Source organism: Paenibacillus sp. N22P23, assembly GCF_059383735.1.
Window position 1 is genome coordinate 19,797 of record NZ_JBXENT010000014.1, and the last position, 17,723, is coordinate 37,519.

Annotated in this window: 7 protein-coding genes; all 7 read right to left on the bottom strand. The window is 48.5% G+C overall.

The window, feature by feature from the left end; all coding sequences use genetic code 11:
* Positions 1-166: 166 nt before the first annotated feature.
* The 7 genes from AC506A_RS29040 to AC506A_RS29070 all read right to left on the bottom strand — a co-directional run bounded on the left by AC506A_RS29040 (position 167) and on the right by AC506A_RS29070 (position 17,717).
* Complete coding sequence (locus AC506A_RS29040) at positions 167-1,342, bottom strand: trans-sulfuration enzyme family protein (protein ID WP_495464504.1); 1,176 nt, start codon at positions 1,340-1,342, stop codon at positions 167-169.
* Entirely contained in the window at positions 1,339-2,166 is an 828-nt protein-coding gene (locus AC506A_RS29045; RefSeq protein WP_495464505.1) for a carbohydrate ABC transporter permease, read from the bottom strand. The genes AC506A_RS29040 and AC506A_RS29045 overlap by 4 nt, the downstream gene beginning before the upstream one ends.
* Positions 2,166-3,047, bottom strand: a complete 882-nt coding sequence (locus tag AC506A_RS29050) for a carbohydrate ABC transporter permease (RefSeq protein WP_495464506.1) — start codon at positions 3,045-3,047, stop codon at positions 2,166-2,168. The genes AC506A_RS29045 and AC506A_RS29050 overlap by 1 nt, the downstream gene beginning before the upstream one ends.
* Positions 3,048-3,109: 62 nt before the next feature.
* Positions 3,110-4,447, bottom strand: a complete 1,338-nt coding sequence (locus AC506A_RS29055) for an ABC transporter substrate-binding protein (protein ID WP_495464507.1) — start codon at positions 4,445-4,447, stop codon at positions 3,110-3,112.
* A 110-nt stretch (positions 4,448-4,557) separates the two neighbouring features.
* Positions 4,558-5,238, bottom strand: a complete 681-nt coding sequence (locus AC506A_RS29060; protein WP_495464508.1) for a FadR/GntR family transcriptional regulator — start codon at positions 5,236-5,238, stop codon at positions 4,558-4,560.
* A gap of 145 nt (positions 5,239-5,383) precedes the next feature.
* On the bottom strand, positions 5,384-11,407 hold the full coding sequence (locus tag AC506A_RS29065) for a WIAG-tail domain (RefSeq protein ID WP_495464509.1): 6,024 nt from the start codon (positions 11,405-11,407) through the stop codon (positions 5,384-5,386).
* Between the two features lie 196 nt (positions 11,408-11,603).
* Positions 11,604-17,717 (bottom strand): hypothetical protein, encoded by a 6,114-nt coding sequence (locus tag AC506A_RS29070; RefSeq protein ID WP_495464510.1) that lies wholly within the window; start codon positions 17,715-17,717, stop codon positions 11,604-11,606.
* Positions 17,718-17,723 lie beyond the last annotated feature (6 nt).

Genomic DNA, 17,723 nt, shown 5'->3' on the forward strand with positions numbered 1-17,723 from the left:
TTGGTTGGCGGTTGGCGGTTGGCGAGGTGCGTGAGCCGGATGGTTAGTTAGTGGTTGGCGAGGAACATGGGCTGGTGCGGTTGGTGGTTGTGGTGTCAAAGCGGCGAAAAAGGGCTGAGCATCGGAAACTCCGATTCTCAGCCCTTATTTGCAGCGTTGCCAACGCCTATAGGGAGTTCCAAGCGAGATCAATATCCGCCATCAGATCCTTCGGATCTTCCATCCCCACGTACAGCCTAACTAGCGTAGATGACTGTCCGTCACTTCCCGGCGGAAGCGAATTAACGGTTACGAGGCTTTCGAAACCACCCCAGCTGACCGCGATCTTGAAGTATTGCAGCTTCGTAGCCCAAGCTCTCATCTTCGCAAGCGGCTCGTCCGTCACGAAGGAGAATAAGCTGCTGTAGCCCTTCATCTGGCTTTTGCCCAGCTCATATTGCGGATGCGAAGACAAGCCTGGATGATTGACGCGGCTGACATACGTTTTGCGGCTCATAAACTCCGCCAGCAGCAATCCGCTCTCTTCGTGCCTTTTCATACGCAGCGGAAGTGTGCGCATCCCCTTGGAAACGAGCGCTGCCGTCTGCGGCGTCATGAGGCCGCCAAGCAGCATGTATTCTGCATATCCGACTTGATCAATCAGCTCATGCGAGCCGAGTATGACGCCGCCGACGCAGTCACTATGACCGCTAATATATTTCGTGATGGAATGGACAACCAGATCGACTCCGAGATCTAGCGGACTCTGGAAGCAAGGCGTTGCCCACGTATTATCAATGATTGTCCGTGCACCAATAAGCTTAGCGTAAGCAGCGCATTCCCTCAGGTTTTGCAGCTCGAACAGTCCTGAAGTTGGGCTTTCCAGATAGAGTAGTTTCGTATTCGGACGAACCGCTGCTCTGAAGCTGTCAATGGAGGTCCCATCCACAAACGTCGTTTCCACGCCGAATTTCACCATGTAACTGCCTAGGAACTCTCTAGTCGGGCCGTAAGCTTGATCCACACAAATGACGTGATCACCTTGCTGCACCGATGACAAGATTGCCGATGAAATGGCAGCCATGCCGGATGCGAAACATTTGGCTTTATCCGCGCCTTCGAGTTCCGCAAGCTTTTGCTCAAGATAGGTTACCGTCGGATTGTTGCCACGCGAGTAAATATGATTGTCGAGCAGCGCTTGAAAGGCCGTATCGAATTCTTCGTACGTTTGGAAAGCAAACAAGCTGTTCTGATAAATCGGCATATGGATCGCGCCATGGTGCCTCGAATCGAGCTCATCGTAAGAAACTTGTGTAAATTGTTTTTCCCTCTCAGTAACTACATCGTGCTCAGTTTTACTCATCCTTTTTCTGCTCCTTGTGTCAATCCTTCAACGATGAATCGCTGTGCAAAGGCGAAAATCAAAATCGTTGGAATGATTGACAATACTACTCCTGCTGACATTGAGCCCCAATCGACGTCAAATTTAAGTATAAATGAGTTCATGGCTACCGGAATCGTCTTGAGTGAATCGTTATCGATAAACAAAGCGGCCAGGAACAACTCGTTCCAATTCTGTACAAAGGCGAAAATAAATGTAGATGCAATACCTGGCAGCATAACGGGAATAATAATCCGTATCAATGCCGACCAACGCGAGCAGCCATCAATCATAGCCGCTTCTTCAAGACTTCCGGGAATACGTTGGAAGAAGCCGCGCAGCATAATGGTCGAGAACGGGATTAGCCCGACCGTATACATCAAGACAAGCGCAATCCGGTGGTTGAGCAGGTTCATTTGGCTCATCATGAGATATAGCGGCGCAAGCGCGATAAATCCGGGCAGCATTTGTGTAATGAAGAACGCTAGCATGATTTGACGATGACCTCTGAAGGTAAAACGAGCAAGTACATATGCACTCAAGACCGCAATAACCAATACAACCATTGCAGCCGAGATCGCGATCAGAAAGCTGTTGCCGATGTAGATGTGAAACTTGGATATTTTAAAAATATTAATGAAGTTATCAAGCGTAATTGTAGTCGGCCAATATTTAATCGGATAAGAGAAAATATCCTTCTGCGGTTTCAGTGACGTAATGACGATCCAATAAAGCGGGAAAACCATAGCGATTAAGTACAGAGATAAATAACCAATTCGAAACAGGCTCAGAAGGCGTTGCTTCATTAGAAATCACCTACTTTCTCAGCCTTTGTGACTGCCAGGAAGAAAATTGTGTAAAGCAGGAGAATGATAATCATAATAATACCGATTGCCGATGCGGCACCGTAGTCTCCGCCATACAGGATTTTGTCCAGCATAAGCGAGGACAGAATGTGAGTAGTTCCGGCAGGACCACCGTTAGTCAAGCCGTAAATGATCGTCGGATCATTGAATATCCAAATCGCACGCAGAAGCGTTGTCGCGATAATAGTCGGCATAATGTATGGCAATGTTACGTTCAGGAACTTCCGCATACCGGTCGCGCCGTCCATGTCTGCAGCCTCGTAGAGCTCGCCTGGAACGGATTGCAGGGCAGCTAGCAGCATGATTGCGAAGAAGGCTACTCCGTACCATACGTTGGCGACAATAACGGAAACCATCGCCCATTTTGGATCGGATAGAAAACCAATGCGTTCATGAATAAGGCCTAACTTAAGGAGCAAATCGTTGATAACACCGATTTGAGAATTGAACATCCATTTCCAAATCAACCCGATCAGAAAGCCGGATAATGCCCATGAGTAGAAGGCGAAGCCTTGATAAATTCCTCTACCTCTGAATTGCTTCTTCATCGCCAAAGCTAGAAGGAGTCCAAATGTAAATTGCAAAATCAGGGAACAGAACACCCAGTAGGCGCTGTTCTTCATGGCCATCAGAAATTTAGGATCTTTGAAAGCCGCTTTAAAGTTCGACAGACCGACAAAATGCACATTACGCAAATCAAACAGCTTATAATCCTGGAAAGCCATCAAGATTCCTTTAATAAACGGATAATACGTAAACACTAACACGAGACACAAAGCGGGAAGCAGCCCCGATAGGATAAACATGCGTTGATTTTTCATAAGACACCGCCTTGCTCTTTGAATTTAGTAAGGGCGGCTTGCCGCCGCCCTCCTGATAATCATTATTTTGTCAGTTTTGCCTTTTCGTCTACCCAGTACTTATCCCACTTCTTCAGCGTATCATCTAGATTCGCCTGACCAAGCAGAAGCGCTTGCGTAGTTTCCATTGCAACTTGTCCCCATTGTGCATTACCTGCGTACTGGAATGCTGGTTTGAAGTTTACGAAAGTATCTGGTTGGTTGGACATGTCGAGCAATGTTTTGTAAGGACCTGTTTTGAAGAACTCATCTTCAGAAGCGCTGGAATGAACCGGAATAAGTCCAAAGTCTTTCGAGAATTGCGTGTTCTCAGCCGGGCTCGACAAGAATTCGATCAGCTTCCAAGCTGCTTCTTTATGCTCGGAATTAGCTGCGATACCCCAGCCTGCTCCACCTGCTGCGAACAATGCTTTGCCTGTTGGGCCCGTTTGCAGTGGTGCTGTTGCCCATGTGCCTTCTTCCATTTTCTCAGCAAGCGATTGAATAACGTCCGGATCTTGAAGCAGCATGCCTGTTACGCCGGAAGTAAACGCTTGTACTTGTTCTTGGAAGCCCCAGTTAACGGAATCCGGTGGCGATATTTCCTTGTAAAGCTTCACGTAAAGTTCCATAGCTGCTTTCGCTTCAGGCGTCGAGTAGATCGTTGCGCCGTCCGTTGTAAACATGGAGTCTTCAACATTTACTTTCGCACCGTTAAAAGCTTGAATCATAGCATCCGTTGTACCTGTCGAACCTGAACCACCGCGGAACGAGAAACCGAAACGGTTCTTCGCTGGATCTGTCAGCTTCTTGCCTGTTTCGTAGAGCTCATCCCACGTTTTCGGCGGAGTTAAGCCCATTTCTTTGAACCAATCGGCACGATAGAACAATTGTCTTTCGTACAGACCGTTAGGTATGAAGTACAATTTATCGCCAACGGAACCAACGGATTTGGATACCGCTGTCAAGGTCCCGAAATCGGCCCATTTATCTGTGTATGTGTTTAGCGGCTCAACAAAGCCGTTGTTCACCATTTCAGCAACGTTAAGGTCACGAACCTCAAGGATGTCGATATCTTCTTTAGCACCCAGCATCGTTCTGATCTTGTTGTCTGCTTGGTCGAATGGCGGGGAAATGAATTCGACTTCAATGTTCGGATTCGCAGCTTCAAACTTGTCAATCGAAGCTTGAATCAGTTTCGTTCTGTTCGGACTTGTTAAACTTTCGATCATGCGTAGCTTTACCTTCTCGTCACCTGTGTTTGCACTTGAGTTTGAGTTACTAGCCGTGCCGTCATTCGAATTGTTACCGCATCCTGCCAAAAGGCCAACTGATACAACACCACAAAGCAGTGTAGTTAGAAGCTTGTTGCGACTTGTCATTGATGTCATCCCCCTATTTAATATCATGTATCACACAGGCATACTGTCATCCTGTCTGATAGGTTGATTATAGTGAAAGCGCTTAATCGTTGTCAAGGAAAAAATTGCGCTTACTTGGCGCTTTTTATTTTCTCCTCAATGCAGTCCATCAACTTACCGAACTCTTCCATTGCTGTCTTCGTATCATGCGCTGCAATGCCTCTGAACATTGTAATATGATAGGGATACGTCTCATCAAAGAGCTGTTTGTCTCCTAGCGGATCGTTGAAAAACTTCTCATATAAGCCGGAAATCGAATCTAGCACGGTCTCTAGCACTGGATTTTTGGCAGCTTTAATAATATGACGATGAAAGGCTAAATCGACCTGCGAAGTGTCTTTATTGCCCTCTTTCAAAATGCGGTATTCTTCCAAGCACTCTTCTACTTCGGCAATTTGCTTGCTAGTGATCCGTTTGGATGCCAGCGCAACAGACTGTCCTTCCAGCGCTCTACGCACTTCAAGAATGGAAAGAAGGAAATTCTTCTCCCGTTCAATCTTCACTTTTCCGGTAAAACGGTACGTGTTGACGTCTTTCACAAAAATGCCTTTGCCATTGTGAACCTGAATAAAATCCATCGCTTCCAAATAGCGAAGCGCTTCGCGCAGCGAGGAGCGACCGACACCGAACATTTGCGTCATTTCTTCTACAGAGGGTAGCTTGTCGCCTTCAGAGAGTTCCTTTTCTTCTATGAAGTTCTGAATTTCTTGCGATACTTGTTCATGTACTAGTATTTTTTGTATTTTCTTCATCGCTCGTTGTTCGCCCTTTCACCTAGCTACCTATCTGATAGGTACATCGTACGCGAGAAAAGAGAGCGCTGTCAACTGGAATATACTTTAATGCAAAATAGCCGGAGCTCCCCTAAGGGAAGCTCCGACTATCCGTTCTACTTGTTTATTGGCCGATTCCGATCCAGTTCACCAGACCGATTGGCTCTGGGCTGATTCGTGTACGCACGATCGTCAGTTGCACCGCTGCGGCTGTTTTTGTCTTGATGACAGCATAGCAGGAGGGCTGATCGGTCGTCGCAACAAACACATACGAATTGTTGCTGAAAGGCTGATCGAAACCGATGGTAATGTCGAGCTGCTCGCCTTGGCCTTGGAAGTTATACGGCGCAAGCCCGAACTGCTGGATGACTGCTGATTGCCGTTTGACCGTCGTAACCGGCGTGAAGTCCAGCTTATCGCTGCTTATGCTGCCATCTTGCAGCTGAGTGCCTTCCACCGCTGCAACCACGGATTCCTGTGGTGGAAATGCATCCTCAGCGAAGTGAGCGGCTGTAATGCTGCCGAGGGCGATTTTGACCCCTGTGACAGAGCCATCCTCTAGCTTGCTGGACTGAACGGAACCGTCCGCAAGTTTCTCGGTAGTTACCGATGCTTCCGCAAGTTTGTTGGATTGCACAGAACCATCCGCAAGTTTCTCGGTTGTTACCGATGCTTCCGCAAGTTTGCTGGATTGCACAGAACCATCTGCAAGTTTCTCGGTTGTTACCGATGCTTCCGCAAGTTTGCTGGATTGCACAGAACCATCTGCCAGCTTAGCCGTGTTTACAGCGCCAAGAGCAATGTGGCAATCCTCGATGCAGCCATCGGACAATGTTTGCTGCGTCGGCGCAAACAATCCCGGTGCCAGCTTATCGGCCGTAATTGCCCCGTCAGCGAGCGCTTCTGTGTTTACTGCGCCAACTGCCAGCTTCTCCGTGGTCACCGAACCGTTGCATAAAGCAACATTTTCGATGGAGCCAGGGATGAGATGCGAGGTGGTAATAGAGCGCGCTGCGATCTTGCTCAGCGTAACCGAACCGGCTTGCAGCTGGTTCTCGCCGACTGCGCCGTTTGCCAGCTTCGTGCCGCTGACAGCTCCGTCACTGAGTGCCTCGCTGCCAACCGAACCAGCTGCATAATGCGCAGAACCAATTGCTTTATGCGCAATAATGCTCGATGTCACTGCCCCGGTTTGCAGATGATTCTCACCTACTACGCCTAGCGCAAGCTTCGTGCTCGTTACTGAGCTGTCGCTGAGCACTTCTGTAACGACCGAACCAAGCGCCAGCTTCTCGCTTGTTACCGCATTGTCGCCGAGCGTTTCCGTTACAACTGCTCCGCTTGCCAATTTCTCGCTTGTCACTGCTGCATCAATGAGCGCTTCGGTGCCAACTGATCCGCTTGTTAGCTTTGCACTTGTTACCGAGCTATCGCTGAGCGCTTCCGTGCCGACCGCGCCGTTAGACAGCTTCACACTTGTTACCGCGTGGTCGCTGAGCGCTTCCGAACCGACGGCTCCGCTTGACAGCTTCTCACTCGTAACGGCGTGGTCGCTAAGCGCTTCCGAACCGACGGCTCCGCTCGACAGTTTCTCGCTTGTTACCGCACTGTTGCTGAGTGCTTCCGTGCCGACCGATCCGAGCGCCAGCTTCTCACTTGTTACCGCTTGGTTACCCAGCGCTTCCGAACCGACGGCTCCGCTCGACAGCTTCCCGCTTGTTACGGCACTGTCGCTGAGTGCTTCTGTGCCCACTGCTCCGCTTGCCAGCTTCGCATTTGTCACAGAGCCATCGATCAGCGCTTCCGTGCCGACTGCTCCGCTTGCCAGCTTTGCACGGGTCACCGAGCTATTGCTCAGCGCTTCCGTTCCAACTGCTCCGCCTGCCAGCTTCGCACTGGTCACCGAGCTGTCGATGAGCGCTTCCGTGCTCACAGATTCGCTTGCCAGCTTCACTTTGGTCACAGCACTATCGCCAAGCGCTTCCGTACCGACTGATCCGAGCGCCAGCTTCTCGCTAGTCACGGAGCTATCGATAAGCGCTTCTGTACCGACAGATTCGTTCGCCAGCTTCGCACTGGTTACCGCGTTATCGCCGAGCGCTGCTGTCCCGACTGACCCGTTAGACAGCTTCGCACTTGTTACTGCGCTGTTGCCGAGCGCTTCTGCGCCTACGGCTCCTTTTGCCAGCTTCGCGCCTGTTACCGCGTTATCGCTCAGTGCTTCCGTGCCGACCGCGCCGTTAGACAGCTTCGTGCTCGTTACTGCATTGTCGCCAAGCGCTTCTGCGCCGACCGCTCCGCTTGCCAGCTTCTCACCTGTCACCGAACTGTCACACAGCGCTTCTGTGCCGACTGATCCGTGCGCGAGTTTCGCACTTGTCACCGCTCCGTCACCCAGCGCTTGCGCACCTACCGCACCGTTCGCCAGCTTCTCACTCGTCACCGAGCTGTCAATAAGCGTTTCCGTGCCTACGGCTCCATGCGCCAGCTTCGCGCCTGTTACTGCTCCGTCGCCTAACACTTTCGTCACTACTGCACCATTCGCCAGCTTCGCGCTTGTGACCGAGCTATCGCCGAGTACTTCTGTGCCAACCGCACCGCTAGAGAGCTTCGCACTTGTCACCGCGTTATCGCCGAGTGCATCCGTGCCAACCGCTCCACTCGAAAGCTTCGCGCTTGTTACTACTCCATCGCCGAGCGCTTTCGCTCCTACGGCTCCGAGTGCCAGCTTCTCACTCGTCACAACGCTGTTGCCAAGTGCTCCTGTGCTGACCGCTCCAGACGCGAGCTTAACGCTTGTTACTGCGCCATCACTCAGTGCTTTCGGCCCTACCGCGCCTTTCGCCAGCTTCTCGCTCGTTACCGCGCTGTCGTTTAGCGCTTCCGTACCAACCGCGCCGCTCGCCAGATGCGAGCTTTCGACCGATCCTTTGCTTAGCGCTTCCGAACCTACTGCACCGGCTGCCAGCTTTGAGCTAACGACTGCACCTTCGCTCAGCGCTTCACTTCCTACTGCGCCTGCCGTCAGATGCACACTTGCGATTGATTTTGGCGCAATTTTACTAAGCGTTACCGCGCCTGACTGCAGGTGCCCTTCGCCAACTGCCGCTGTGCCGATCGCCTCGGCTCCAACCGCTCCGCTTGCGATCTTCGTGCCGCTTACGGCTCCGTCGCTAAGTGTATCGCTGCTGATTGTGCCTCGTTTAATTTTAATGCCATGGATGATGCCATCCGGCGCTTTATCAAACGTGTAAAACTCCGATGCCAGATGCGCTTGGGAGATCGACCCTTTGCGGATGTGATATCCCTGTATCGCCTCAGCCTTCAAGTGTTTGCCTGCGATGGTCTCGAGTTGAATGTGATCGCCATGCACCGACAAGGATGACAGCTTTGAGCTGGTTACCGCTTCGTCGCACAGTTGATCCGTGCCAACCGAATCCTCTGACAAATGAAGCTGCAGGACGCTGTCGATCTTCAGATGCGTGCTGCCCACTGAAGATTCCGCGAGATGGTTGGAATCAATCGCCGATGCAGCCACATGCTGGCCATGAATCGCAGAAGGCTCGATGGCGCGGGAGCTGACTGCTTCATTTTGCAAATGATAGCCTGCTACACTGCCTTCACTCAGCTTCGCTGCTGTTACGGAGTCGTTGCTCAGATGAACGTCGCGAACGCTGTCCGGTGCCAGATGCGCACCGTATACGGATTGCTCCGCCAAGTGCTTGCTGCTGACCGACTCGCTGCCCAGATGGCCGCTGGTTACCGCTCCGAGTGCAAGCTTATCGCCCGTTACCGAACCTTGACCGAGTGCATCGCTGCCGACTATCCCTGGCGACAAATGACGTTCGGTGATAATGCCTTTAGCCAGATGCTCCGCATCGATTGCACCCTTAGCCAAATGTTTGCGTGTAACGGAGCCAAAGGCGAGCTGCTCACCAGTAACCGAACCGTTCACAAGCTTAGCCGTCGTGACGCTGCTGTCAGCCAGCTTGCTTGATGTTACCGCGCAATCCGTCAGCTTATCGGTTGAGACGCTTTCCGGTGAGAGCTTGAGGGAATTCACGATATGGTCCGCCAAGTGATGGGAGTGAACCGAGCCCGCTGCCAAATGACGCTCCGAAACAGATCCGGTTGCCAGCTTGATGGATTTCACCGCACCATCTTGAAGCGCGTTTGTTTCAATTGCACCTTCGCTGATGTGATACGCTTCAATCAGACCTGGCTGCAGATGCAGCGAGGAGACCGCTTCCGGTGAAATCGCTTCTTCCGTAACCGTTCCCGGCGAGAGATGGAAGGCACGAACCGCTTCCGGTGCGATTTTGTCAAACGTAATGGACTCATCCGCCAGATGCTTCGTCAGAATAGACAGCTCTGCCAGCTTAGGACTGCTTACGCTGCCATCAATGAGCTTCTGCTCGCTGACCGATGCGTCTTGCAGCTGCACTTGACCAACGGCAGCAGCGGCAATGTGAACCTGCTTTACCGAATGCGCCGCAAGCTTCTTATCCGTTACTGCACCATTAGTCAGATGTGCTGTAGCTATACTGTCATCAATCAACTGTTTGGAGCCGACCGAGTTTTCAGTGAGATGCCGCTCTTCGACGGTGTCGGATAACACTTTGTCGCCGCTGATGCTGAGTCTGCTTAGATGCTTGCCGTGCACCGCATCATCCGTCAACTTGCTTGCCGTAATGCTTTGATCTGCGATCTTAGATGCTGTTACCGCATGATCGACGAGTTTAATTGTTGAAATGGATAGATCTGCTATCTTGGGTGATGTAATCGAATAGTCCTGCACATGCTCCGTGCCGATTTCGGTAGACGCGATATGCTGCGACTTGACCGCGCCATCTTGCAGCTCTTTGGAGCTGACTGCTCCTTGTGCAATGGATTCGGACGTGACGGAACCATTCTTAAGCTCTCTGGTGCCAACTGCGCCTTCGACCAAATGCGCTGCAGTAATTTCACCAAGCGCCAAATGTTTTCCTAGCAGAACGCCTGGGGCAACATGCTCCGCAAGCAGCAAGCCTGGCTGAAGATGGGTGGAATCTATCGCGCCAATGCTGATTTTCTCACCCGTGATCGAGCCGTCGCGCAGCTTCGAACGGGTAATGGAGCCTTCCGCAAGCTTGGAGGTTGAGATCGCTTCGTTTGCAATATTTTCGGTGCGGATCGCCGCACTTTTGATTTTGCTGGATGTGATAGTCTGATCTTCGAGCAGCTCCGATGTAATAATGAGCGGCTTCAAATGCTTTGCTTCTATGGACCCTTCCGCGAGCTTATCTGCGCTGATTGTCCGGTCAGCCAGCTTCTCCGACGTAATGCTGTTGTCACGCAGCTTATCGCCTGTTACGGAGCGGTCGCGAATTTTGGTGCCTGAGATGGCATTCTTCGTCAAATGGTCGCTCGTAATGGACTCCGAGGCGATTTTGGACGAGATGATGGCACCGTTGGCAATCTTGATACTTTCCACCGCGAAATCAGCAATCGTGTTCGTAATGACCGCACTCTGCTTAATCCGGTTAGAGTCAACAGCACCGAACGCCAACTTCTCCGCTGTCACGGCATTGTCAGCAATGTCATCGGTGTGTATGAAAGGAAGCGGGGAATCCGGCATACGCTTCTCGGCCACAAGCGCCTCTTTACGTATGAGCTCTTGCTTCAACAGCTCTTCCATCTGCTCGATATACAGTCTCTCTTCTTCTTCCGTTTCGCGGGCAAGCCTCTCTGCCTCTTCTGTCTCGCGGGCCAGCCGCTCAACCTCTTCTGACAATGCTTGCAGTTTTTCTTTCGTCTGTGTATGTGGAATCAGTGCGACCGGCTCTTCCGAGACAGCCACAATCAGCTCCTGCTGTGGCACTTGAAGTTGAAGCTCCACAGCTTCCGAAACTTCCTGCGCGGTGGTAATGGTAACTTCAACCTCTTGCTTTGGCTGCAGTTCCGGCTCCTGCTGCAGCGTATCCGCTTCTGGGGATTCCAGCACAGGTGCTGCTGCATTCACTTGAACCATTTTCTCTTCCGTTTTCACCGATGTCGGCTTTTTCTTCTTCAATTCCTCGAGCCATTTCAACTCCGACGCGTTCGGATTATCCACATAAAATAACGGCTTCCGCCCTTTGGGGCCTTTTCCTTTGCTGCTCTTCGCCATAGCCCTCTCCTTCTTCCACCTCAAATGTCATAGGTATCATATGCATTCACCCATGGGCTGGTCACATGGTCGAAGGTCAAATTATTTGTAAACCTTGAAGAATCCCTTGAAAACGTTCGGATAATTGTGTTGCTTTGCATGCGAAATAAAACGAAAAAAGCTGCTTCCAGGAAGGAGCAGCTTCGTCCAAAATCATTTATTGCACGCGATGAACACCTATGGTTTGCTGCACATCGCCAGCGATCGTTATCGTCACATTCGTCGTCTTGACTGTTCCATTATTGTAGAAGGCTTTGAATATGAACGTCAGCGGCCCATCATCCAGATCCTCGAAGCTCTCCTCCCACATGTCACCTGTCCACGATGTCTTTGCTGTGTTAGTCGAACTAAGGTCAACCGTGATTCCGTTCATCATAACCTTCACTTGATCGGCAAGCGTCGCGGTTCCGGTCTCGGTTGTTACGGCTGAGAGAATGAATTTCTCCCCTCCCCAATACACCGAATAGGCACGGGGACTATTCTCATCGCCACTGGCTTCGCGATTGCTCGCCTTGCGACGCTCCTCCCACAGCTCTGTATGTTTCACTTGCGCGCTAATCGACAGCGGCAGCACGGTGATGGTTTTACGGACGGCAGCCGAAGCCACTTTTCCATCTGATCCCGTAAGTTCAACAATATAGTTTCCAGCCAATGCGTCCTGAAGGCTCGGACCTACAGTAGAGTAAGGGTAATCGCTTGAGAAATTGTGCACCTGACTTCTTCCGGCAGGATCCGTTATGGAATACTGCAGATCTACATGATCATGATCCGGATCTGTGATCGCATGAGACAGGGAAATCGTGTCGCCTTCATAGACAGGTTTGGGCAACCAGTCAAAATCTGCTGAAGGCGGCTGGTTGGTCTCGATATAAAAATACTTAGGCGCACTATATACGCTCCAGTCATACCCGTCGAATACGCGGACAACCACATACATGTTCACCTTCTCCGGTAAATCTGTATCTGGAGTCCAGTATAGGAGCGCACCGCTCTGAACACCGGAATCTTTCTCTAATAGGCCGCCGTAACGATATATTTTGAGCTGATACTTGGTTTGCGGGTCGTCATCCGGATCGCCATAATTCCACTTCAAGGTTGGACGAAGAACGGTTAGCTTAGTAGGATTGGTTTGATCCGAACTGCTAGGAATGTACATATTCGCAACCGGCATCCGATTCATAACTTGAACTGTTTTACTTATTTGAGCCTCTTGTCCGAGAGAATCTGTGACCACCTGCCGGATATTAAATGTGCCCATGGTGTTAAATGTTTTGGCCCATGTCGTCCTAACCGTACTCTGGAAGCTTTCAACTCCCATGCTTTGACTTAGGATGTAATACTGATGAGGAAGATTCTCACGGGCGCCATCTTCTTTGTCGCTTGCTGTGGAGTTAATTGTGATAGGAACACCGCGATAGGTAGTTACTGGTGTAGTGGTGAAGCCAGGTATCGGCGGGTCATTTGCTCCTGCGAGTTTTGTAATCGTGATCGTGACCACGTAATAGGTACTCCACGCTTGATACTCGTCCCTCACGCTCATACCTACTTCATATTTCCCCAGCTCCTGTGGTGCAACGAGTTTCTGGTTGACCATCGTTCCACTTGGCGTTATGTAGTAAAAACTCTTTTCCAAGACACCTTTGGTCACTTTATAGTCAATACCTGTATCCTCTGTAGAGTAGGTTGTTGCGCTTAAATATCGATCTGGATCGCGGCTGGCATCCGTCCACTTTATTGTCCCATCTGAATTGATGGATAGTGCAAAGTTTGCTATTGGTCTGCGATGGACAACGACTTGGGTGCTGTACGTGTTTGATTCCTCACGATAATCGTCAAATGTCAGATTCGGAAATAAATAAGCAGTATTCGGATCATCAAGCGTTGTATAGCTCACATCATAAAGACCAACTTTATCGAACGGTGATTGAGGTGTAGTATACGTACTTCCTGACAAGTTCGAAAGGCCTGACTTACCGTCACCTGCATCTAAGAACTTCTCAGCTACTTTGTTATACGTCCACTTCGTTTTATCATCGATTAATGGGTCATTCTCCGTATCGAAATTGGTCAGGGAGTAGAATACGTTATCTCCTACCAAGGCCGTATTGAGCATCAATGACTTGTTAATGGTGATTTCCGTAAGCTCCATGTCCTTAAATTCTGTTAATTCAGTGTTACCATATGGACCAAACATACCCTCAGTAAAAGTGCTATCTTCTACATCGATTAGTGGAGTGCCGTTCACATAAACTTTTATGTTATCGGCTAATGCTTTAATTGTAAATGAACTGTATGTCCCCGATCGCATGATGAAGGCAGCTTGCGATAAAACGGTTCTTGTTCCATCTTCGATTTTCACCAAACGCACGGTATCATTAGAAGCTTCAACCCGATACATATTATCTTTATCTACCATCCTGAATGACATACCAGATGATAGATCGGTGTCTTGAAATTTGAAATTGTATTTCATCTTAAATCCTAATGAAAAATCATCCTGTTTTGGCAGCGTATCACTATAGAACTGGCCGTATGAGTCATAGTGTCTATCTAGTATTGTTGGGGATGAGAGTAGGTAATGACTTCTCAACCCTGCTTCAACGTCTAGTTGTCCATCCTTTAGTGTTGTTAAAGAATAGATATACGCTCCCATAGTGGCAAGCAACGTTAACTGACCAGATTCAAAATCAATTTGATACACCTGGTTATCGTAAGTACCATACAAATACCCATTGGGGGTAAATATTAAATGGTACAAACTTGCCGGTGTTGTTGCTGTCCATGCAAGTGAAAGGTCGCTGAATTTATAAGCGCGAATATTGCCTGAATTTTGCACGATTATATAGTCTTTGTATGATCCGATAACGTAGTCGGATGCAGTTAAAGCTTTAGAAAGAAGCAGGCTGCCATCGCTTGCCTTTCTAGTTACTAAATTATGCGTTCCGTTATAGCGGACGATATAGCCAATCTTGCTGCCATCTGAACTATTCGCTAGCTCCCCTCCAGTACTATAACCATATGAACGGGAATGCCCGCCGAACTGAGAATCAGTCATAGAACGATCCTTAATGGTATAGATGACATTACCTGTCTTTCCATCAAGTTTCGTTAGTCCAAGCTCATAGTAGGTTACACTACTCGTGGTATCTGAAGAAGGATATTTCGACCACTTTTCGAAAGACTCGTAGTAAACATTTCCATTTGCGTCATATCCCAATTCAATTATTGGAACGTAATCATGCGATTTTCCCGAAGGGACAGAAAACACCCCAGTTGGAATATCTTGCGTAAAGTTCGTTGTAGATGTTGATTGATAGGAAGACGAAAAAGGGAAATTTTCAGAAGCATCTTGATTGTTATATCCCGCATCAGGGAAATTTCTAGTCGTATATATTTTTTTGTAATCAAGGTTAAATTTAACAGGTTTACGAGCTAACAAATAATGGGTTCCAACAATGAAATAATCTTTCCCCACAGCAGCCCAGCCAACACCAGGAGGGTTACTCTTCTTGATTTCTGACTCCTGTCCTAGAGCTAATTGTGTAAATGTATAAAGGTAATCATACTCATCATCCATAATATAGACTAATTCTGAACTTTGATCGATAGCAGCTACATATAGTCGTTCATAGGTCCTTAGAAGAGTTGAACCCTTATATATCTGAACATCTTGACCCCAATTCCAGCTGTTTTTAACTACAACCATCTTGTAATCATCAAATAAGACTGTGCTATCACTTTGATCGGTCATTAGACTAACCGTTATGCCAGATTTTGCTGGCCCTTTCCAAAGGTTAACCCCATATGAAACAACACTAGACAGTGAGTTCTCTTCACTATCCCAGATCCAGCGCTTCACTGGATTTGTGTTCTTCCACGTTGAAGATACTAGATCGCTTGGCCTCATTTTGTACGTCAACCCGTACATAGGCGGGGAAGAATTTTCTCCCTTCATCTCGAAAGATACAAAAGGTGCATCATTAATAACATCAATGATGATGGATTCACATGCGCTTTTTCCCCAGTCCTCTGTTCCGCAAGCTTCAATTTGACGTTTTCCAACTGTTAAATACTTAAGATCTATCTTCCCAGTTCCCAAGTTTATTGCTAGAGGGGTTTCTTCAACAAAATTACCATCATTGTCTTTATCGTAGCGCTCTTTAATTTGTTTGGACACGATCGTATCGCCGTCGATACTGAAGATATCAATAGCATAATTGCCAGTGACGTTTCGAAGCAGCTTCACAGGGCCGGTGATCGTCACATCTGGAGGCAAGTCAGGCTTTACTGTCAACGTATGTTGAGCAGCCGTAAGGGATTTTAGTCCAATCGCATCGTACACGTTAAGGGTAATGACTTCAGTGCCGGGCGTATTATAGAGTATCTTTTTATTCGTCCATTCATCTCTTGAGTGGTCGATCGAACGGCCAGCGACGGGACTATAACTATGTGAGGAACCAAATGCACTCGGCAGCGGCCGTCCCTCGACAACCTCGAAAGGTCCGTCGATGATCGGTACTGGATTTGGCGGCACGACTTGTATTGTTGTACACGCTGTCACCGCGGCGCCTTGCGCATCTCGCATCTGAGCGCATACACGGTGCGAGCCACGCGCGTCCATCGTCAAACTGTGCTGACCGTCATTATACTCAATGCTCTTCGAAGGAATCGACTGCACGAATGCATCTCCTGCCGCATAATCAAAGCCCAAGAACGTCATAAGGTCACCATCTGGATCAAATGGGGTAGGTATGGATGGATCATCAATATAAATGAGATCGAGCACCGTTCCCTCTAAAACTTGAGTCAGTGGTTTGGTCGGGGCGTACGGATAAACAAATCCGATTTGAAAAGTTGGCGGATCATTAGGGCCGCTATCCTTCGGTTTTTCATAGAAGAAAGTTACATACGCTTCTGGCAATGCAGTGGTTAAATTCACACTGGCACTTGATCCAGGCGTTACAGTACTCGAATATGCGACATAGGAGAGATTCTTACCTTGAAGGATTCCGTATTGAGCAGAATTGGCTGAGACCACTTGAGAGTGCGGTAAAGCCGGAATAGGAATCAGTTCGTCGCTCTGCTGCACGTAGGGTTCAGACGAACTGTTACGAACCATGTGTCGAACGTGGATCTTACCGGCACTTACAACATCGTAGAAGTAATTGAGATAAATGGTATCACCATCACCAAGGTACGGTTTAATTGAATAGTCTCCACTTGTAAAGGGAGGAGCTGTACCGGGTGTTGATCCGGTCTTTTTCTTATAGCCCACATAATTAAATCCAGTTTCTGTTGGATGCTCGGGTTCGTAATTCTTATTCTTGGTAAGAGTATCTGTATGATCATTGAAAACGGCGCCTAGGTTTTGGCCGTCAGTAGAATAGTGTTTGATGATAACTTCTCCATCGGACTTCGCTTTCTGATCGTAGTAATAGTTCACTCTGTAAGTATCAAATAATCCATTATATGTAATAGATGGCGTACCACTATAAAATATGCCGTCAGCGGGATCAGAAAAATCGGTTGATTTTTTATACTTCCCTGCGTAGACATAATCAGGATGAGTAGAAGGAGCTGGAGGATAGGAAGAGCCGATAACCATTTTCCCACTTTTCTTCGGGATGATGGAATCTAGTGGATGCCCATCAGTGGTCCAACTACGTACTTCATATTGTCCATCGAGTTCAAATTCAAGTAGAACCGGAAAGTAATAACGTCTACCTTCAACGAGGGGGGCGCAACTTCCGCAAGCGCCAGTTTCATTTCTGATGAGGTATAATTCATCTGAATCAAGTATTCCTTTAATAGATAGTTTAAATGAAACAGTGCTTGTTCCTGTTCCTGATGGAGTGGATCTATTAACGGTTGATATGTTTTTGCTAATATATATCTCCTTGTCATTGTATGATTCGAGAGGATCTACCCTTGATTTATCATAATATTGCATATCCGTAGCTGGATTGAATTTATATACCTTCACATCTCGTATAGATCGGTCTTTAAATGTAAATGAATAATCCCAATCCATGTTCGGGCTAGCTCCGGGTGATTCCGTTGTCCAATTCCCAGCGTTGTCTGTCCATATATCATAATACATCATTGCAACTCCGTACCATTTCTTCTTAGCTGCATCATATGTCGGCTGTATACTGGCACTACCGTCCGCAACAGCGGCATTAGCATCTCTAGGTATTAAAGGGAATATAAGGCCGACTAGTAGTGAACATAATAAGGCGTATGAAATAGTTCGAATTATTCTGCTATTCATGCTGAA

Coding starts and splice junctions, on each gene's coding strand:
- AC506A_RS29060 (WP_495464508.1), bottom strand. CDS start 5,238: ATGAAGAAAATACAAAAAATACTAGTACATGAACAAGTATCGCAAGAA.
- AC506A_RS29040 (WP_495464504.1), bottom strand. CDS start 1,342: ATGAGTAAAACTGAGCACGATGTAGTTACTGAGAGGGAAAAACAATTT.
- AC506A_RS29055 (WP_495464507.1), bottom strand. CDS start 4,447: ATGACAAGTCGCAACAAGCTTCTAACTACACTGCTTTGTGGTGTTGTA.
- AC506A_RS29045 (WP_495464505.1), bottom strand. CDS start 2,166: ATGAAGCAACGCCTTCTGAGCCTGTTTCGAATTGGTTATTTATCTCTG.
- AC506A_RS29050 (WP_495464506.1), bottom strand. CDS start 3,047: ATGAAAAATCAACGCATGTTTATCCTATCGGGGCTGCTTCCCGCTTTG.
- AC506A_RS29065 (WP_495464509.1), bottom strand. CDS start 11,407: ATGGCGAAGAGCAGCAAAGGAAAAGGCCCCAAAGGGCGGAAGCCGTTA.
- AC506A_RS29070 (WP_495464510.1), bottom strand. CDS start 17,717: ATGAATAGCAGAATAATTCGAACTATTTCATACGCCTTATTATGTTCA.